At 73.5% G+C, this 18,722-nt stretch carries 17 protein-coding genes; 5 read left to right on the plus strand and 12 right to left on the minus strand.

Features of this window, described 5'->3' with window-relative positions:
* Positions 1-7: 7 nt before the first annotated feature.
* On the plus strand, positions 8-2,860 hold the full coding sequence (gene cphA, locus ACFWN3_RS01325) for a cyanophycin synthetase (RefSeq protein WP_377642671.1): 2,853 nt from the start codon (positions 8-10) through the stop codon (positions 2,858-2,860).
* Between the two features lie 11 nt (positions 2,861-2,871).
* On the opposite strand, the gene ACFWN3_RS01330 is transcribed toward cphA, so the two are convergent.
* From ACFWN3_RS01330 to fabG, 3 genes are all read right to left on the minus strand, one after another.
* Complete coding sequence (locus ACFWN3_RS01330) at positions 2,872-5,076, minus strand: tetratricopeptide repeat protein (RefSeq protein WP_377642672.1); 2,205 nt, start codon at positions 5,074-5,076, stop codon at positions 2,872-2,874.
* Between the two features lie 40 nt (positions 5,077-5,116).
* Positions 5,117-5,875 carry an enoyl-ACP reductase FabI gene (fabI, locus tag ACFWN3_RS01335; RefSeq protein WP_377642674.1) on the minus strand — a complete coding sequence of 253 codons (759 nt, stop codon included), beginning with the start codon at positions 5,873-5,875 and terminating at the stop codon, positions 5,117-5,119.
* A 71-nt stretch (positions 5,876-5,946) separates the two neighbouring features.
* Entirely contained in the window at positions 5,947-6,660 is a 714-nt protein-coding gene (gene fabG, locus ACFWN3_RS01340; RefSeq protein ID WP_377642676.1) for a 3-oxoacyl-ACP reductase FabG, read from the minus strand.
* A gap of 60 nt (positions 6,661-6,720) precedes the next feature.
* On the opposite strand from fabG, the gene ACFWN3_RS01345 reads away from it, so the two are divergent.
* Positions 6,721-7,050, plus strand: a complete 330-nt coding sequence (locus tag ACFWN3_RS01345) for a DUF3099 domain-containing protein (protein ID WP_377642678.1) — start codon at positions 6,721-6,723, stop codon at positions 7,048-7,050.
* Between the two features lie 15 nt (positions 7,051-7,065).
* Here ACFWN3_RS01345 and moaA read toward each other — a convergent pair whose 3' ends face one another.
* Positions 7,066-8,067 carry a GTP 3',8-cyclase MoaA gene (moaA, locus tag ACFWN3_RS01350; RefSeq protein ID WP_377642680.1) on the minus strand — a complete coding sequence of 334 codons (1,002 nt, stop codon included), beginning with the start codon at positions 8,065-8,067 and terminating at the stop codon, positions 7,066-7,068.
* A 32-nt stretch (positions 8,068-8,099) separates the two neighbouring features.
* Here moaA and ACFWN3_RS01355 point away from each other — a divergent pair, with 32 nt between their 5' ends.
* A complete protein-coding gene (locus tag ACFWN3_RS01355) occupies positions 8,100-8,891 on the plus strand; it encodes an SURF1 family protein (protein ID WP_377642682.1) in 792 nt (263 codons plus the stop codon).
* Positions 8,892-8,936: 45 nt separating this feature from the next.
* On the opposite strand, the gene ACFWN3_RS01360 is transcribed toward ACFWN3_RS01355, so the two are convergent.
* Positions 8,937-10,826 (minus strand): ABC transporter ATP-binding protein, encoded by a 1,890-nt coding sequence (locus ACFWN3_RS01360; RefSeq protein WP_377645494.1) that lies wholly within the window; start codon positions 10,824-10,826, stop codon positions 8,937-8,939.
* A 182-nt stretch (positions 10,827-11,008) separates the two neighbouring features.
* Between ACFWN3_RS01360 and ACFWN3_RS01365 the strand changes: the two genes are divergently transcribed.
* Positions 11,009-12,394: a TrpB-like pyridoxal phosphate-dependent enzyme gene (locus tag ACFWN3_RS01365; protein WP_377642684.1), complete on the plus strand. Its 1,386-nt coding sequence runs from the start codon at positions 11,009-11,011 to the stop codon at positions 12,392-12,394.
* Here ACFWN3_RS01365 and ACFWN3_RS01370 read toward each other — a convergent pair.
* The 4 genes from ACFWN3_RS01370 to ACFWN3_RS01385 are packed head-to-tail and all read right to left on the minus strand — an operon-like array spanning position 12,366 to position 16,097.
* Positions 12,366-12,965 (minus strand): SRPBCC family protein, encoded by a 600-nt coding sequence (locus ACFWN3_RS01370; protein WP_377642686.1) that lies wholly within the window; start codon positions 12,963-12,965, stop codon positions 12,366-12,368. The genes ACFWN3_RS01365 and ACFWN3_RS01370 overlap by 29 nt on opposite strands.
* On the minus strand, positions 12,962-13,360 hold the full coding sequence (locus ACFWN3_RS01375) for an ArsR/SmtB family transcription factor (protein WP_377642688.1): 399 nt from the start codon (positions 13,358-13,360) through the stop codon (positions 12,962-12,964). Before ACFWN3_RS01375 ends, ACFWN3_RS01370 begins: the two co-directional genes overlap by 4 nt.
* A gap of 25 nt (positions 13,361-13,385) precedes the next feature.
* Positions 13,386-14,459: a metallophosphoesterase gene (locus ACFWN3_RS01380; protein ID WP_377642689.1), complete on the minus strand. Its 1,074-nt coding sequence runs from the start codon at positions 14,457-14,459 to the stop codon at positions 13,386-13,388.
* Between the two features lie 39 nt (positions 14,460-14,498).
* Complete coding sequence (locus ACFWN3_RS01385) at positions 14,499-16,097, minus strand: ABC-F family ATP-binding cassette domain-containing protein (RefSeq protein WP_377642691.1); 1,599 nt, start codon at positions 16,095-16,097, stop codon at positions 14,499-14,501.
* A gap of 135 nt (positions 16,098-16,232) precedes the next feature.
* On the opposite strand from ACFWN3_RS01385, the gene ACFWN3_RS01390 reads away from it, so the two are divergent.
* Entirely contained in the window at positions 16,233-17,144 is a 912-nt protein-coding gene (locus ACFWN3_RS01390) for a neutral zinc metallopeptidase (RefSeq protein WP_377642692.1), read from the plus strand.
* A 307-nt stretch (positions 17,145-17,451) separates the two neighbouring features.
* Here the strand turns inward: ACFWN3_RS01390 and ACFWN3_RS01395 are convergent, their stop codons facing one another.
* The 3 genes from ACFWN3_RS01395 to ACFWN3_RS01405 all read right to left on the minus strand — a co-directional run bounded on the left by ACFWN3_RS01395 (position 17,452) and on the right by ACFWN3_RS01405 (position 18,721).
* Positions 17,452-17,898 carry a phage tail protein gene (locus tag ACFWN3_RS01395; RefSeq protein WP_377642694.1) on the minus strand — a complete coding sequence of 149 codons (447 nt, stop codon included), beginning with the start codon at positions 17,896-17,898 and terminating at the stop codon, positions 17,452-17,454.
* An 83-nt stretch (positions 17,899-17,981) separates the two neighbouring features.
* Positions 17,982-18,179: a hypothetical protein gene (locus ACFWN3_RS01400; RefSeq protein WP_377642695.1), complete on the minus strand. Its 198-nt coding sequence runs from the start codon at positions 18,177-18,179 to the stop codon at positions 17,982-17,984.
* 20 nt (positions 18,180-18,199) lie between these two features.
* Positions 18,200-18,721 (minus strand): acVLRF1 family peptidyl-tRNA hydrolase, encoded by a 522-nt coding sequence (locus ACFWN3_RS01405; RefSeq protein ID WP_377642697.1) that lies wholly within the window; start codon positions 18,719-18,721, stop codon positions 18,200-18,202.
* Position 18,722 lies beyond the last annotated feature (1 nt).

Consider the following 18,722-nt stretch of genomic DNA (forward strand, 5'->3'; position numbering starts at 1 on the left):
AGCGCCGATGGACCGTCCGACCCCGACCGGCCCCCTTGCACCCGAGCTGACGATCGTCGAGTCCCGGGTCTACCGCGGCGGCAACATCTGGTCGTACGACCCCTCGATCCACCTCGTCGTCGACCTCGGCGTCCTCGAGGGCTACCCGAGCGACACGATCCCGGGCTTCACCGACCGCCTCGTCGAGCTGCTCCCCCGGATCGAGAACCACACGTGCTCCAAGGGGGTCAAGGGCGGCTTCGTCGAGCGGCTGCGCGAGGGCACCTGGCTCGGCCACGTCGCCGAGCACGTGGCGCTGCAGCTCCAGCAGGAGGCCGGGCACGACCAGCGCCGGGGCAAGACCCGCATGGTCAAGGGCCGCACCGGCGTCTACAACGTCATCTACGGCTACACCAACGAGGAGGTCGGCCTCGCCGCCGGCCACCTCGCCGTCCGCCTCGTCAACCACCTCGTGCAGGCCGAGGAGGGCTTCGACTTCGCCGAGGAGCTCGAGCGCTTCCTCACCCGCGCCGAGCGCACCGCCTTCGGCCCCTCGACGGCCGCGATCCTCGAGGAGGCCGTCAGCCGCGACATCCCGTTCATCCGGCTCAACACCGGCAGCCTGGTCCAGCTCGGCCAGGGCGTCCACCAGCAGCGGATCCGCGCGACGATGACCTCGAAGACCGGCGCCCTCGCGGTGGACATCGCCGGCGACAAGGACATGACGACCCGGCTCCTGGGCTCGGCCGGCCTGCCCGTCCCCAAGCAGGAGACGGTGCGCTCCGCCGACGGCGCGGTCGCCGCGGCCCGCCGGATCGGCTTCCCCGTCGTCGTCAAGCCGCTCGACGGCAACCACGGTCGGGGCGTGTGCCTCAACCTCCTGTCCGACGACGACGTCCGCGAGGCCTTCGTCGTCGCCGAGGAGCAGTCGCGGCGCGGCTACGTCATCGTCGAGTCGATGGTGACCGGTCGCGACTACCGCTGCCTCATCGTCGGCGGCCGGATGCAGGCGATCGCCGAGCGCGTCCCCGCCCACGTCACCGGCGACGGGACCCACACGGTCCGCGAGCTCGTCGACATCACCAACAGCGACCCGCGTCGTGGGGTCGGCCACGAGAAGGTGCTGACGAAGATCAAGGTCGACGACGCCGCGGTCGAGCTCGTGCGCGAGCAGGGCTTCGGGCTCGACGACGTGCCGCCGGCCGAGACGATGGTCAAGCTCGCCCTCACCGGCAACATGTCGACCGGTGGCATCTCCATCGACCGCACGTTCGACGCCCACCCCGACAACGTCGAGATCGCCGAGGAGGCCGCGCGCCTCATCGGGCTCGACGTCGCCGGCATCGACTTCATCTGCCCCGACATCGCCTCGCCGGTGCGCGAGGCCGGCGGCGCCATCTGCGAGGTCAACGCCGCGCCCGGGTTCCGGATGCACACCCACCCGACCATCGGCGAGCCGCAGTTCATCGCCAAGCCCGTCGTCGACCTGCTCTTCCCGCCCGGCACGCCGGCGCGCGTGCCGATCGTCGCGGTGACCGGGACCAACGGCAAGACGACGACCTCGCGGATGATCGCGCACATCATGAAAGGCCTCGGCCGCCAGGTCGGGATGACCTCGACCGACGGCATCGTCATCGACGAGCGGCTCGTCGTGCGCAGCGACGCCTCGGGGCCGAGGTCGGCCCGGATGGTCCTGCAGAACCCGCGCGTCGACTTCGCCGTCATGGAGGTCGCCCGCGGCGGCATCCTGCGCGAGGGGCTCGGGTACGACCGCAACGACGTCGCGGTCGTCACCAACGTCGCCCCGGACCACCTCGGCATGCGCGGCATCGACACCCTCGAGCAGCTCGCCGACGTCAAGGCCGTCATCGTCGAGGCGGTGCCGCGCGACGGGTTCGCCGTCCTCAACGCCGACGACCCGCTCGTGCGCCGGATGCGCCGGCGCTGCTCGGGCTCGGTCATCTGGTTCTCCCTCGCCGAGGCCGGCACCCCGGTGCGCGACCTCATCGACGACCACTGCCGTCGCGGTGGCCGCGCCGTCGTCCTCGACCGCACCGAGCGCGGCGACATGATCGTCATCCGCCACGGGCGACGCTCGATGCAGCTCGCGTGGACCCACCTGCTCCCCTCGTCCTTCGGCGGCACCGCGCTGTTCAACGTCGCCAACGCGATGGCCGCCGCGGGCGCCGCGTTCGCCACGGGCGCCGGCCTGCACGAGATCCGCCAGGGCCTGCGGACCTTCACGACGTCGTACTATTTGTCCCCCGGCCGGATGAACCAGGTCAACGTCCACAACGTCGACGTCATCGTCGACTACTGCCACAACGCCCCCGGCATGCGGGTCCTCGGCGAGTTCCTCGAGCGCTACGCAGCCGTCAAGGCGGGCCAGACCGACCTCGGCAAGATCTCGCGGATCGGCGTCGTCGCGACCGCGGGCGACCGCCGCGAGGAGGACATGCGCGAGCTCGGCGCCATCGCCGCCGACCACTTCGACGTCGTCGTCGTCCGCGAGGACGAGCGGCTGCGCGGGCGCGAGCGGGGCTTCACGGCCGAGCGCGTGGCCGAGGGCGTCCGCTCACGGATGGGTGAGCCCGGCGTCCGGTGCCGCCAGGTCGAGGTCGTCCTCGGCGAGACCGCGGCCGTGCGCCACGTCATGGCCCGGGCGAACCCCGGTGACATCGTGGTGCTCTCCGTCGACCAGCACGCCGCGGTCATGACCGAGCTCGAGTCGATGACGAAGCAGGCCCAGCCGGGCAGCCACTCCCGCGACACCGTCGGCGACCCGGACCTCGACCCCGACGCCCTCGCGGTGGAGGCCGCCGAGACCGGTGACGAGGCCGCGCGTGAGGTCGACCCGGCGGGTGGCGGCGGGGGCGCCTGAGAGCGGCCCGCTCAGCGACCGAGCTGCTCGCTGTACGCCGTGAGCGCGCGGCGGTAGCGCTCCACGTCGGGGTCGGTGCTCGTCGCCACGAGGGTCGCGAGCAGCTCGCGCAGCGCCCGGGACGGCTCACCGGCGTCGTGCCGCACGAGCGCGCGGAAGGCCGCGACCCCGAGGCTGTCGGGGTGGGTGTTTGCGGCCTCCTCGATGACCTCCGCGGCGTCCGCGTGCCGGCCCAGGACGCGCAGGCTCGAGGCGAGCTGGACCTGGGCCCGGTGGCGCAGCGGCTCCCTCAGGCCACCGGCGAGGGCCTCCTCGTACAGCGGCACGGCCGCCGCCTCGTCGCCGGCGGCGTCGAGGCACCCGGCGTACTCGAAGGCGATCCGGGCGTCGCCGGGGTGCGCTGCGTGCAGGGCGGCCCCTCGGGCGATGCGCTCGGCGTCGTCGTCGACCTCCCACAGCGCCGCGATCTCGCCCTCGGACTCGTGCTCGCCGCGGGCCCTGACGACCTTGCGCCGGATGGCGTCGGGGTCGTCGGACACCGCGCCCACCTCCGCCAGCCAGGCGGCGATCGCCTCCCGTTCGGCGTGGCACATCACGGCACAGACGTCGCCGTCGTCGGCGGCCTCGACGAGAGCCCGGAGCCCGGACAGCTCGGTCGGGTACGAGGCGATGTCGGCGACGCCCGCGCGCGCCAGCCCGACCCGCAGGTGCGCCTCGAGGTCCTCCATCGAGCGGCCGCGCAGGTAGTGCTCCTTGTGCGCCGCGACGACGTGGTCGGCGCGCAGGCCCGCCATCTCCCCGAGGGTCTCGAGGATGTCGTCGGTGCGGTCCCCGCCCGTCCCGAGGGCGAGGTGGACCCGACCCCACGGCGCGACGAGGCCGCGGCAGACGTCGAGCAGGGCCTCGAGCCCTGCCTCGTTGTGCGCGAGGTCGACGATGACGGTCGCCGAACCGCCCTCCACCGGAACGCTGTAGGTGTTCATCCGGCCGGGGTTCTGGACGTCGTCGGGGCGGAAGGTCCGTAGCCCCTCCACGACGCTGGCACGGTCGAGTCCGAGACCGAGGGCGGCGGACGCCCCCGCGAGGGCGTTGAGGACGTTGTGGTGGGAGAGGCCGGAGAGCGCCATCGGGAGGTCGACGACGCGCAGCAGGCGGTCGGGCGCTCCGTGGGCGGCGAGGACCGTGACGTGGTCGTCGAGGATCGTCGTGGCCCGCCCGCCGGCTCCGAGCGCCTCGCGCACCGCCGGGGCGTTGGGGTCGGCGGCGAACACCCACGGGCGGCCCCGGGCGCCGCCGCGCATGGCCCACACCCGTGGGTCCTCCCCGTTGAGGACGACCCACCCGGTCGGCTTCGTCACGCGGGTGACGATCGCCTTGACCTCGGCGAGCTGGTCGACGGTGTCGATGCCCTGGAGGCCGAGGTGGTCGGCCGACACGTTGGTCACGACCGAGACGTCGTTGTGGGTGACGCCCATCCCGCGCAGGAGCATGCCGCCGCGCGCCGTCTCGAGGATCCCGACCTGCACGCCCGGCGCTTCGAGGACGGCGCGGGCGCCGGCCGGTCCGGAGTAGTCGCCGGTCTCGACGACCTCGCCCTGGACGAGCACCCCGTCGGTCGAGCTCCAGCCGGTGCGCAGGCCGGCCGTCATCGCGATGTGCGCGAGCAGCCGGGTGGTCGTCGTCTTGCCGTTGGTGCCGGTGACGGACACGACGGGCACGTGCGGGGTGAGGATGCGCGGCGCGTCGCCCTTGGGCGCCGCCGCGACGGTCGCCGCGGCGGCGGACACCGCGTCGGCCCAGTCCCGGCCCTCGTGGACCTCGGCGAGCACCTGCCCGATGGCGTCGCCGAGGGCCTCGGCGCGGCCGCGGTGGCGCCACACGAAGGCGCACACGACCACGTCGGTCTCGGCCGCGGCGCGCGTGCGCACCCCGAGGCGGCGCGTCCCGGCCTCGACGGCGACGGCGCGGGCGGTCCGCTCGACGACCCGCAGCAGGGCCCGCTGGCGCTGCTCGCTCCCGGGGGCGCCGGGCTGTCCACGCCGCAGCCCGGCGGCGGCGGCGAGGTCGCGCACGACGTCGGGGGTGGCCCGGAGCAGGCCCGGCAGCTCGAGGGTCACCTTCACCGCGGGGCGTGGGAAGTAGAGGTTGGGGCCCTCGAGGAGACGGACCTCGCGGGTCCGCACCCCGGCGCCGGTCGCGGCGTGGTCGCTGGTCACGAACGGGGAGCCTAGCCGGGCGTCGGGGTCGTCCCGGCGCTCAGACCCCCATGGCGTGGAAGCCGCCGTCGACGTGCACCATCTCGCCCGTCGTCGCGGGGAACCAGTCGGACAGCAGGGCGCAACAGGCCCGCGCCGCAGGGACCGCGTCGTTGACGTCCCAGCCGAGCGGCGCCCGGGTGCCCCACTCCTCCTCGAAGCGCTCGAAGCCGGGGATCGACTTGGCGGCGGTCGTGCGGATGGGCCCGGCCGCGACGATGTTGCAGCGGATCCCCTTCGGGCCGAGGTCGCGCGCGAGGTAGCGGCTCGTCGACTCGAAGGCGGCCTTGGCGACGCCCATCCAGTCGTAGACCGGCCACGCGAAGCGGGCGTCGAAGGTCAGCCCGACGACGCTGCCGCCCTCGGACATCAGGGGCAGGGCCGCCTTGGTGAGCGAGGCGAGCGAGTAGGCCGAGACCTGGACGGCGGTCGAGACGTCGTCCCAGCCGGCCTCCATGAAGGTGAAGGCGCCCTGGGGGGCGAAGCCGATGGAGTGGACGACGCCGTCGAGGTGCGGCACGTGCTCCCTGACCCGGTCGGCCAGGCCCGCGAGGTCGTCGTCGCTCGTGACGTCGAGCTCGACGACGGGGGGCGTCTGCGGCAGCCGCCGGGCGATGGCGGTGGTGATCTTCATCGTCCGGCCGAAGGAGGTGAGGACGACCTCGGCCCCCTGCTCCTGGGCGAGCTTGGCGATCTGGAAGGCGATCGAGGAGTCCATGAGGACGCCGGTCACCAGGAGCTTCTTGCCCTCGAGCAACATGACGGGCCCTTTCGCTGGGGTCGGTGGTCGGTCGGGCGGGACGGTCGGGTGGCCGGGGTGGACCGCGCGGGTCAGTGACCCATGCCGAGGCCGCCGTCGACGGGGATGACGGCGCCGGAGATGTAGGCGGCGTCGGGGCCGGCGAGGAAGCGGACGGCGGCGGCGACCTCCTCGGGGCTGGCGAACCGCCCCGCGGGGATGGCGGCCTTGTAGGACTTCTGCGTCTCCTCGGGCAGGGCGGCGGTCATGTCGGTCTCGATGAACCCCGGCGCGACGACGTTGGCGGTGATGCCGCGCCCTCCGAGCTCGCGGGTGATGGACCGGGCGAGGCCGACGAGGCCCGCCTTGCTGGCCGAGTAGTTGGCCTGTCCGGGACCGCCGTAGAGCCCGACGACGCTGGAGATGAGGATGATCCGGCCGCGGCGCAGCCGGATCATGCCCTTGCTCGCGCGCCGGGCGCAGCGGAACGCCCCGGCGAGGTTGGTGTCGATGACCGAGTCCCAGTCGTCGTCGGACATCCGCATGAGCAGGCCGTCCTTGGTGATGCCCGCGTTGGCGACGAGGACCTCGACCGGCCCACCGAGCTTCTCCTCGGCCTCGGTGAACGCGGCGTCGACCGAGGCGCTGTCGGTGACGTCGCAGCGCACGCCGTCGAGCCCCTCGGGAGCCTCGCCCGAGCGGTGGGTGACGACGACCCGGTCGCCGGCCTCGGCGAAGGACCGGGCGATGGAGAGGCCGATCCCGCGGTTGCCACCGGTGACGAGGACGGTGCGTGGCTCGCTCATGTCGTCGAACCTAGTGGACTACCGCTGGGTAGTCGGAAGCGGGCGACATACAGTGGAACGGTGCCCCTGACCCGCCACCGCGACGACTCCCCGCAGTCGGTGACGAGCGCTCCGGAGTCCCGGACCGAGGACCAGGCCCGCCGGCTCAAGCACTACCTCGTGACGATGGGGATCCGCACCGCGTGCTTCGTCCTCCTCGTCGTCATCGACCACCCGGTCCGCTGGGTCTTCGCGTTCCTCGCGGTGTTCCTGCCGTTCATCGCCGTCGTCGCGGCCAACGCCGTCGCGCCCCGGGTGGCCGGCCGGGTCCGCCCGGTCGTGCCGACCGTCGACCACACCCGACGGATCGGCCCGTCCCCGCACGACGACGGGGTGCCGCCGAGCCACTGACCGCCGATCCGGTGGTCAGCCGCCGATGGCGGACATCGGGCGCTCGGGCTGCTCGAAGTCGGGCCGGTCGATGCCGTGGCCGGCCGCCTTGGCCCACATCTCGCCGATGACGAGGTCGGCGAGCTCAGCGTCGGTCGCCCCCGCGCGCAGCGGCCCCCGCAGGTCGATCTCGCGGCGCGAGAAGAGGCAGTTGCGCAGCTGCCCGTCGGCGGTGAGCCGGACCCGGTCGCACGCCGCACAGAACGGGGCGGTGACGCTGGCGATGACGCCGACCGTCTCGGGACCGCCGTCGACGAGGAAGAGCTCGGCCGGGGCGCTCCCCCGCTCCTCGACCGGGGTCAGGCGGAACCGTTCCCCCAGGCGCTCGAGGATCTCGGCCTGCGACACCATCATCGAGCGGTCCCACGCGTGCTGGGCGTCGAGCGGCATCTGCTCGATGAAGCGCAGCTCGTAGCCGCGGTCGAGGCACCAGCGCAGGAGGTCGGCGACGCCCTCGTCGTTGACCCCGCGCATGGCGACGGCGTTGACCTTGACCGGGGTGAGCCCGGCGTCGGCAGCGGCCTTGAGCCCGGCCTCGACGTCGCCGAAGCGGTCGCGGCGGGTGAGGTCCTGGAAGCGGACGCGGTCGATGGTGTCGAGGCTGACGTTGACGCGGTCGAGTCCCGCCGCGGCGAGCGGAGCGGCGAGCCGGTCGAGGCCGATGCCGTTGGTCGTCATCGCGATCCGGGGCCGCGGCTCGAGGGCGGCGATCCGTCCCACGACGTCGACGAGGCTGCGCCGCAGCAGCGGCTCACCCCCGGTGAGGCGGACGTTGGTGACCCCGAGACCGACCATGACCCGCACGAGCCGGACGAGCTCGTCGTCGGTGAGCATCTCGGGCTTGTCGAGCCAGTCGAGGCCCTCGGCGGGCATGCAGTAGGTGCAGCGCAGGTTGCAGCGGTCGGTGACCGAGACGCGCAGGTCGCGGCCCACGCGACCGAAGCGGTCGTGCAGCCGGGGCGTCGGGAGGGTGGTCACAGACCCCAATGTACGACGGGTAGCGTGACGGCGTGCTCAGGCGGCTGCTCACCCCCAGGTGGCTGGGCGCCCTCCTCCTCGCCGCGCTCCTCTCCGTGGCCTGCTACCACCTCGGCTGGTGGCAGTACCACCGCCACGAGGTGAAGGCCGACCGCAACGCCCGGCTCGACGCCCACTACCGGGCGGACCCCGTCCCGCTGGGCTCGGTCCTGACCCCGGCGGGCCTGTCGCTCGAGGACGACTGGACCCGCGTCACCGTGTCGGGGACCTACGCGGCCGGCCCGGTGTACGTGCGCAACCGGACCAACGACAAGCAGGCCGGGTACGAGGTCCTGTGGTCGCTGCGTGACGAGGGCGGCGGGCCCGAGGTCGTCGTCGACCGTGGGTGGGTCGCCGTCTCCGACCGGGGCGCGAGCACCCTGCCCCGCGTGGCGCCCGCTCCCTCGGGGCAGGTGACGGTCACGGGGTGGGTCCGCCGGGGGGAGGCCTCCCGGGGGCGCGACGAGGCCGCCGACCAGCTCGCGAGCCTCAACCTCCGCGAGGCGGGCGAGGCGCTCGGGTCGGCGTCGGTCCTGCCGGGCTACGTGCTCCTGGAGTCCGAGCGGCTGCCCGACGGGACGACGCCGGAGCGGCCGGTCCCGCTGGGCTCCCCCGACCGGAGCCTCGGGCCGCACCTGGCCTACGCGTACCAGTGGTGGCTCACCACCGTCCTCGGCTTCGTCCTCGTCTGGTTCGGCATCCGGCGCGAGCTGCGCGCCGAGGACCCGGTGCGCTACCCGCCGAAGCCGAGGAGGACGCGCATCTGGGACGAGGAGGACGAGTAGCCCCACCCGCCGCCGAGCCCGGGCGCACGACGGCGGGGAGGCGCCTCAGGCGGGGCTGTCGGCGGTGTCGAGGACCTCGTCGAGCTCCTCGGAGAACTGGGTGCGGTAGAGCTCGGCGTACAGGCCGCCCCGGTCGACGAGCTGGGCGTGGGTGCCCCGCTCGACAATGCGCCCGTCGTCGACGACGAGGATGAGGTCGGCGTGCCGGACGGTGGACAGCCGGTGCGCGATGACGAGGGCCGACCGGTCGCGCAGCGCGTGGTCGAGGGCCCGCTGGAGCGCCTGCTCGGACTCGCTGTCGAGGTGGGCCGTCGCCTCGTCGAGGACGATGAGGCCGGGGCCCTTGAGCAGGAGGCGGGCGATGGCCAGCCGCTGCTTCTCGCCGCCGGACAGGCGGTGCCCGCGGTCGCCGACGACCGTGTCGAGGCCGGCGGGCAGCGAGTCGACGAGGGTCCAGACCTGGGCGGCGCGCAGGGCGGCGACCATCTGCTCCTCGGAGGCCCCGGGGGCGGCGTACTCGAGGTTGGCCCTGATGGTGTCGTGGAAGAGGTGGGCGTCCTGGGTGACGACCCCGACGGCCTCGTGCAGCGACTCGAGGGTGGCGTCGCGCACGTCGAGGCCGTTGATCCGCACCGTGCCGGAGGTCGGGTCGTAGAGCCGGGCGACGAGCGAGGTGATCGTCGTCTTGCCGGCGCCGCTCGGCCCGACGAGGGCCACGAGGCTGCCGGGCTCGACGGTGAACGACACGTCCCGCAGCACCGGTCCGCTCCCCCGGCGGTCGCCGGTGGCGGTGCTCTCGAGGGAGGCGAGCGAGACCTCGTCGGCGGAGGGGTAGGAGAAGGCGACGTCCTCGACCTCGACGCGGACCGGGCCGGCCGGCACCGCACGGGCGTCGGGCGCCTCGGCGACGAGCGGTTCGAGGTCGAGCACCTCGAAGACGCGCTCGAAGGAGACCAGCGCCGTCATGATGTCGACGCGCACGTTGGAGATCGCGGTGAGCGGGCCGTAGAGGCGCGCGAGCAGCGCGGTGAGGGCGATGAGCGTCCCGACGGTGAGGGTGCCGCCGACGGCCATGAGGCCACCGGCGCCGTAGACCATCGCCGTGGCGAGGGAGGCGACGAGGGTGAGCGCCACGAAGAACACCGACCGGTTGACGGCGATGGTCACGCCGATGTCGCGCACCCGGGCCGCCCGCACGGCGTACTCGTCATCCTCGGTGGTGGGACGCCCGAAGAGCTTGACGAGGAGGGCGCCCGCGACGTTGAACCGCTCGGTCATCCGGGTGCCGAGGTCGGCGTTCTGCACCATCTGCTCGTGCGCCAGGCTCGCGAGGCGCCGGCCCATGAGGCGCGCCGGGACGAGGAAGAACGGGACGAGGACGAGCGCCGCGAGGGTGAGCTGCCACGACAGCGAGGCCATCGCGCCGACGATGAGCACGAGGGTGATCGCGTTGCTCACGACGCTGGACAGCACCGAGGTGAAGGCCTGCTGGGCCCCGATGACGTCGTTCCCGAGCCGGGTGACGAGGGCGCCCGTCTGCGCGCGGGTGAAGAAGGCGACGGGCTGGCGCAGCACGTGGGAGAAGACCTCGGTGCGCAGGTCGTAGATGAGCCCCTCGCCGATGCGGGCGGAGAACCACCGCTCGACGAGGGTCAGGGCCCCGCTGACGACGGCCAGGCCCGCGACGACGAGCGACAGGCGCACGACGACGTCGGAGTCCTTGGGGACGATCCCGTCGTCGATGAGCGACTTCAGCAGCAGGGGCGTGGCGACGACGAGGACGGACTCGACGACGACGAGCCCGAGGAACCAGGCGATCGCGACCTTGTAGGGGCGCGCGTAGCCGAGCACCCTCCGGGTCGTGCCGGGGGTCAGGCGACGCTCCTTGACGCTCGCGTCCCTGCTCAGGCTGTGCAGCGCCTGCCACCCTTGCATGCTCACCGGTGTTGCTCCTCGTCCTCGGGGTACCGGTGAGTCAACCACCGCGCGCCGACACCTGTTCCGCGTCCGGGGCCCTCGAGCCGCGCATCGTGGGCAGGCCCTTGTGGTCGACCTCGCCGCGTCGGGAGGATGGCGGTTCCCCGCCGACGTGGGTGGGCCGAGACGGAGGAACGCCCGTGACCGCACCGCTGCGCCACAAGGTCCTGCTCGACGAGGACGAGATGCCGACGCGCTGGTACAACATCCTCCACGACCTCCCGACGCCTCCCCCGCCGGCGCTGCACCCCGGCACGGGCCAGCCGGTGGGCCCCGACGACCTCGCCGCGATCTTCCCGATGGACCTCATCGCGCAGGAGGTGACGACCGAGCAGTACGTCGACATCCCCCAGGAGGTGCAGGACGTCTACCGGCTGTGGCGGCCCTCCCCGCTGTACCGTGCGCACCGCCTCGAGAAGGCGCTCGGGACGCCCGCGCGCATCTACTACAAGTACGAGGGCGTCTCACCCGCCGGCTCGCACAAGCCGAACACCGCGGTGCCGCAGGCGTACTACAACGCCAGGGCGGGCATCCGTCGGCTCACGACCGAGACCGGTGCGGGCCAGTGGGGCACGGCTCTGGCCTTCGCGTGCGCGCAGTTCGACCTCGAGTGCGAGATCTGGCAGGTGCGCGCCTCCTTCGACGCCAAGCCCTACCGCAAGATCATGATGGAGACCTTCGGCGGCACGGTGCACCCGAGCCCGTCGGACCTCACCGAGGCGGGGCGCGCCATCCTCGCCGCCGACCCGTCGTCACCGGGGAGCCTCGGCGTCGCCATCAGCGAGGCCGTCGAGATGGCCGCACAGGACCCCACGGCGAACTACGCGCTCGGCTCGGTCCTCAACCACGTCCTGCTCCACCAGACGATCATCGGCGAGGAGGCCCTGCTCCAGCTGGCGAAGGTCGGCGAGGCCGTCGACCTCATCGTCGGGTGCACCGGCGGCGGCTCGAACTTCGGCGGGCTGACCTTCCCGTTCATCCGCGAGAGGCTCGCGGCCGGCGGCGCCGGGCCGGTCATCCGGGCCGTCGAGCCGGCGTCGTGCCCCTCGTTGACCCAGGGCACCTACGCCTACGACTTCGGCGACGTCGCCGGCCTCACCCCCCTGCTGAAGATGCACACGCTCGGCCACGACTTCATCCCGGACCCGATCCACGCCGGCGGCCTGCGCTACCACGGCATGAGCCCGCTCATCAGCCACCTCTACGACCAGGGCCACATCGAGGCGGTCGCCAAGACGCAGAAGGACTGCTTCGCCGCCGGCGTGCTGTTCGCGCGCACCGAGGGCATCGTCCCGGCGCCGGAGCCGACCCACGCGCTGGCCGCGGCGGTCGACGAGGCGATCCGCTGCATCGACACCGGCGAGGAGAAGGTCATCCTCACGGCGCTCTGCGGACACGGGCACCTCGACCTCCCGGCGTACGACGCCTACCTGCGCGGCGACCTCGTCGACCACACGTGGGAGGACACCGAGCTGCAGGAGGCCGTGGCGCAGGCGCTCACCCGCCTGCCGGCGATCCCGGGCTGACCCTCTCGGCTCCGCCGAGGTCCGCGAACAGGTCCGCGTAGTACCCGAGCATGCCCTCGTACTCCGGCCACGCGACCGATGCGACGTCGCCGCCGGACTCGGCGGCGACGAGCCGGTCGAGGTAGTACTCCCAGCCCGGGCCGACGTCTCGCCCGGTGGCGAGGTCCGGGATGCGCTGGGCGAAGGTCAGGGTCGTCGCGCCCGACGCCTCGGCGAGGTCGAGCTCGAGGTGCCAGACGCCACCGCCACCGCTGCCCGCGTCCCAGCTGAGGACGAGGCGGCGCGGCGGGTCGCACTCGTGGATGGTCGTGCGCGCTGGGTCGACCTCGTCGCCCTCGGCCGTCATGAGGAACTCGACCTGCCCCGTGGCGGGGTCGCCCGACCAGGTCCCGATCCAGCGCTGGAGTCGCTCCGGCTCGGTCACCGCGGCCCAGACGTCGCTCGCGGGGGCCCGGAAGGTCCGCTCGAGGACGACGAAGGGGCTCCCGTCCCGGTCCTCACGCCGTCCTGCGGGCTCGTGGGTCGTCGTGGCGGTGGTGTCGGTGGTGTCGATCCGGTCGTCGGTGCTCATGCGGTCTCCTCGGTGGGGGTGGTCGTGGTGGTCGTGGTGGTCGTCGCCTCGGTGGACGGCCCGTCGCGTCGGTCGCGCCCGACCCGGCGCACCTCGAGGTCGAGGGCGTCGAGCGCCTCCGGGGTCACCGGCGGGCGCCGGGTGCTCGACGCGAGGGCGTCGAGGAAGGTGCGGACGTCGTCGAGCGGCTCGGGCCGCAGCCGGTAGTGCCGCTCCCGCCCGACGGCGTCGACGGTGACGAGGCCGGCCTCGGTGAGGACGCGCAGGTGCCTGCTGACGGCCGGTCGGCTGATGGGGTGCGCCGCGGCGAGGTCGACGACCCGCGCGCTCCCCTGCGACACCGTCGTCAGCAGGGCGCGGCGGACCGGGTCGGCGATGGCATCGAAGGCGTCCACGACAGATAGGTAACCACACGGTTACCTATCTGTCGACCCGGTCGAGGACGAGGCGGTCGCCGAACCTGCCGCGCCCCACCGCCCGGAACGTCGCCGTGAGGCGGTCCGCCGTCACGACGACGTCGAGGGACCCGTGCGAGGGGTCGGCGTTCGCGCCGCTCATTGCGGCGAAGTACCGGCGCTCGTCGTCCGACCGGTCCACGGCGCGCAGCCGGGTGCCACCGGTCCCCACGGTGACGAACGTCGTCCCACCCGAGGACGCGACGCAGTCCCGGTCGTAACGCCCCGGGCGCACGGTGGCGCAGCCGGACCCGAGCGAGAGCGGCACGGTGCGCTGGTACAGGTGCTCGTGGCCGGTGAGGACGAGGTCGACCCCGGTCTCCAGGAGCAGGTCGACGACGTCCCGCCCGGGGTCGCAGGCGTAGGCCCCGAGGCTGAGGCAGGGCTTGTGCATCCCGACGACCACCCACGGGATGCCGGCTCGGCGGGCACCGGTGACCGCGTCCCGCAGCCAGTCGTGGTGGGGGGTGCCCTCGTCGTACGACCACGGCCCCCGCCCGAAGTCCAGCGACGGGGAGATCATGACGACCCGGACGAGCGGCGTCCCCGTCGGCCGGTCGACGTACCACTGCCTCCCGTAGTCGCCGACGAGGCCGGGCAGGCGGTTCGGGAGGCAGCGGACGAAACGGTCGATGTCGCCGTCGGGGCCGTCCGACTCGTGGTTGCCGGAGACGAGCTGGAACGGGTGGGCGGCACCGACCCGACGGGTGACGAAGCGGCACCACGCGTCCTCCTCCCCGTCCTCGCCGTAGGACAGGTCGCCGAGGGCGAGGGTGAAGTCGTCGTCCCGGGCGGCGATCGAGCGCAGGACCGCGGAGGCCGCCTCCGTCGACCCGATGTCCCCCAGCGCCGAGAAGCGCACCGACGCCGCGGCCGTCGGCTGGACGGTCGGCGCCGGCGACGGCGGCACCGGGCTGGGCGTGGAGCGGGAGGGGTCCGGGCTCGCGCGAACCGCCGGGTCGGGCGCGGTGCAGGCACCGACGGCGAGCAGCACTCCGACGGCGGCGACCACGACGGTCCTCGCTCGCCCACGGGTCATCCCCGCAGTATGACCGGGGGCGCTGCGCCGGGGACGGCGTCAGGCGAGGGTGACGAGGTCGCGGTAGTCGGCGCTGAAGAGATCCTCGACCCCGTCGGGGAGCAGGAGGATGCGCTCGGGCTCGAGGGCGTCGACCGCGCCCTCGTCGTGCGTCACGAGGACGACGGCGCCCTCGTAGGTCCGCAGGGCCCCGAGGATCTCCTCGCGCGACGCGGGGTCGAGGTTGTTCGTCGGCTCGTCGAGGAGGAGCACGTTGGCCGACGACACGACGAGGAGCGCCAGCGACAGCCGGGTCTTCTCGCCGCCAGAGAGGACCCCGGCCGGCTTGTCGACGTCGTCACCGGTGAAGAGGAAGGACCCGAGGACCTTGCGGACGTCGGTCTCGCCGAGGTCGGGGGCCGCGCTCTTCATGTTCTGCAGGACGGTGCGTCCGACGTCGAGGTTCTCGTGCTCCTGGGCGTAGTAGCCGATCTTGAGGCCGTGCCCGGGCTCGACCTGGCCCGTGTCGGGGTCGTCGACGCCGGCGAGCATCCGCAGCAGCGTGGTCTTCCCGGCACCGTTGAGGCCGAGGACGACGACGCGCGACCCGCGGTCGATGGCGAGGTCGACGTCGGTGAAGACCTCCTGCGAGCCGTAGGAGCGCGACAGGCCACTCGCCCGCAGCGGGGTCTTGCCGCACGACGCGGGCTTGGGGAAGCGCAGCCGGGCCACGCGGTCGTGGGCGCGCTCGGCCTCGAGGCCGGAGAGCAGCCGCTCGGCCCGACGGGCCATGTTCTGCGCCGCCACGGTCTTGGTCGCCTTGGCGCGCATCTTGTCGGCCTGGGCCATGAGGACCGAGGCCTTCTTCTCGGCGTTGGCCCGCTCGCGCTTGCGGCGCCGCTCGTCGGTCTCGCGCTGCTGGAGGTAGGCCTTCCAGCCCAGCGAGTACTGGTCGAGCTCGCCCCGGTTCGCGTCGAGGTGGAAGACCTTGTTGACGACGGCGTCGAGGAGGTCGACGTCGTGCGAGATGACGACGAGGCCGCCGCGGTAGCCCTTGAGGTGGTCACGCAGCCACGCGATGGAGTCGGCGTCGAGGTGGTTGGTCGGCTCGTCGAGGAGGAGGGTCTGGGCCCCCGAGAAGAGGATCCGGGCGAGCTCGATCCTTCGACGCTGGCCACCCGAGAGGGTGCCGAGCGTCTGTCCGAGCACCCGCTCGTCGAGGCCGAGCGCGGCGGCGATCGAGGCCGCCTCCGACTCGGCGGCGTAGCCCCCGGCGGCGGTGAACTCGGCGTCGAGCCGCGCGTAGCGGCGCATCGCCCGCTCCTGCTTCTCGCCGGTCTCCTCCCCCATCGCGTGGGTGGAGGCGCGCAGGTCGCGCACGATCGTGTCGAGCCCGCGCGCCGACAGGACGCGGTCGCGGGCCAGCAGGTCGAGGTCGACGCCGCGCGGGTCCTGCGGGAGGTAGCCGACCTCACCCGAGCGGGTGATCGTGCCCGCCGCGGGGATCGTCTCGCCTGCGAGCGTCTTCGTCAGGGTCGTCTTGCCCGCGCCGTTGCGCCCCACGAGCCCGATCCGGTCACCGGGCGCCACGCGGAACGACGCGCCGTCGAGGAGCAGGCGGGAGCCCGCGCGCAGCTCGACGGAGGCAGCGGTGATCACGACAGGGCCCTTCGGTGGGTGGTTCGGACACGCTCGGCGCCGGTGCTACGGGAGCACCCGGCGGGCGGTGGCGCCCCCTAGTCTAGGTGGCGCCGCACTGTCCGCGGTCCACCCACCTCGGCGACGGAGGCCCGCATGAGCTTCAACGACAACGTCACCCTCGACACCGGTCAGGTGCGTTCGGGTGGCGGCGGGGGCGGTCCGGGAGGCATCGCCGTCGGCGGCGGCATCGGCGGCATCATCATGCTCGTCCTCGCCCTCATCTTCGGCATCAACCCGAGTGACCTGCCCACGGGCGGCGGGCAGCCCGACCAGGGACAGGTCCAGCCCGGGGGCGAGACCGACTCCGGCGCCTTCGACGACTGCAAGACCGGCGCCGACGCCAACCGCAGCGTCGAGTGCCGGATGGTGGCCACGGTCAACTCCGTGCAGGCCTTCTGGAGCGGCGAGCTCCCGCGCTTCGGCAAGGAGTGGCAGGAGACCCAGACCGTGCTCTACACGGGGAGCACCCAGTCGGCCTGCGGGACGGCGAGCAACCAGGTCGGCCCCTTCTACTGCCCGCTCGACAAGAGCGTCTACATCGACGCGAGCTTCTTCGACATCCTCGAGAGCCAGTTCGGCTCCAGCGGCGGCCCGCTCGCCCAGGAGTACGTCGTCGCGCACGAGTACGGCCACGCCCTCCAGGACCAGTTCGGGCTCCTCGGACGCGCCCAGCAGGACCCGCAGGGACCCGAGTCCGGCGGCGTGCGCATCGAGCTGATGGCCGACTGCTTCGCCGGCGTCTGGGCCCACCACGCCGCCACCGTCAAGGACGAGGACACGGGCACCCCATTCCTCAAGCCGCTCACCGACCAGGACGTCCAGGACGCCCTGTCGGCCGCGGCGTCGGTCGGCGACGACCGGATCCAGGAGAAGACCCAGGGCCGGGTGTCACCCGAGAACTGGACCCACGGCTCGGCCGAGGCCCGGCAGCGCTGGTTCCTCCAGGGCTACAAGGGCGGCGACCTCAACACGTGCGACACCTTCGCCGTCGAGTCGGTGAACTAGGCACGGGAGCGCGGGCCTACCCACGGGAGCGGGTTCGAAACCCCCTGACCTGCGGCGACGATGGTCTGCACGCAACCCCCGCCGCGGGGCGCGGGAGCCCTATCGTCAGGATCCGGGCCACCCGCCCGTGACCCCTACCGAGAGGCGGACCGTCATGCGAAACCAAGGTCTCATCTGGACGATCGTGGGCGTGCTGCTCATCATCGCCCTGCTCATCTACATCTTCTGACGCACCGCGGAGGGGTCGCGACCGACGGTGACGGTCGCGGCCCCTCCTGCGTGCCCCCGAGGGGCCGCGGGGGCGGGGTCAGGCCTCGGTCACGCAGGTGTCGTACGAGACGACGAGCAGCTCGAGGAGACCGACGGACCCCGGGAGGGTCGACCCGGTGACCTCGAGGCGCCGGGGCCAGGCCCCCACGAGGCGGTAGCCCCGCACCGGCGAGCCGGCCCGGTCGAAGAAGCGGATGCGGACCTCGCGCGTGGCGACCACCGCCCCCTCGGGACCCGGTCCGCGGATCCAGGACTCGAAGGTCTGGTCGGTCGTCAGCGGCCGGGACAGGGTGACGTCCCCGCCGAGGAGCCGGCCCGGCAGCCGCCGCACCCCGCCGGTGGGGTCGTTCCCCTCACGGAACTCGACGGCGTCGCGCGCGACCCCGAGGCCGGAGACCCCGACGACGCCCGGGACGGCGACGGCACCGAAGGAGACGGTGAGGGAGCGCGCGAGCCCCGCGTCGTGTCGTGTCGCCGTCGCCATCGGGGCACCCTTCGGGCCGGAGGTCGGATGGACGTGTCGCAGCCAGCGTCCCAACGCCCGCCGACGCGGTCAATGCCCGGGTGTCAGCCGGCTCCGGGCCCCCGGCGGCCGCCGACGACCGCGAGCAGCAGGCCGAGCAGCGCCACGACCGGTCCGACGACGGCCCAGAGGGTGACGCCCGACATCGGGCTCCCCCCGACGACCCCGAGGCCCTGGAGCGTCCACAGGACCCCGACGAGCAGAAGGACGACACCGAGGACGAGGGCCACCGTGCGGTTCATCCTCGAAGGCTAGCCCGCCCTCACTCGTCGATGGTGACCCGCACCGCGCGCCCCCGCTCGACCGCGGTGCGCAGCACGTCGGCCCGCGGGTCGGGCAGGTCGAAGAGCTCCCGACGGGGCAGGTCGACCAACGACGCGAGCCGCTCGTCCTCGAGGACCGCCACGACGAGCGCCCGGTCGCCGCCGACGACGAGCCCCTGCGCCCGCGACCCGGCGAGGAGCCGCACGGCGTGCTCGGTGACCGCGCCGACGAGGGCGTCGGCCTGGTTGGCGCGGCGGCGGGCGAACCGCTGCTGGCTCCAGCCGCCGGCGGCCGTGCGCGACTGGACGTGGCGGGTCCCGACCTTGCGGGCGGTGAGGTCACCGGCGGTGGCCACCCCCACGGCGTAGCCGCCGCGCCGGACGAGGAGGACGGCGAGCGGGTCGTGGTCGAAACGCGAGACCCCGACGACCCGCTGGGGGCCGTCGGGGTTGTTCTCCGCGAAGCGGGCGAGCCAGCCGTCGAGCCGCGCGGGCGCGACCTCGACGAGGCGGGTGCTCACC

It is taken from the genome of Oryzobacter terrae (genome assembly GCF_042756445.1).
GTDB lineage: Bacteria > Actinomycetota > Actinomycetes > Actinomycetales > Dermatophilaceae > Oryzobacter > Oryzobacter terrae.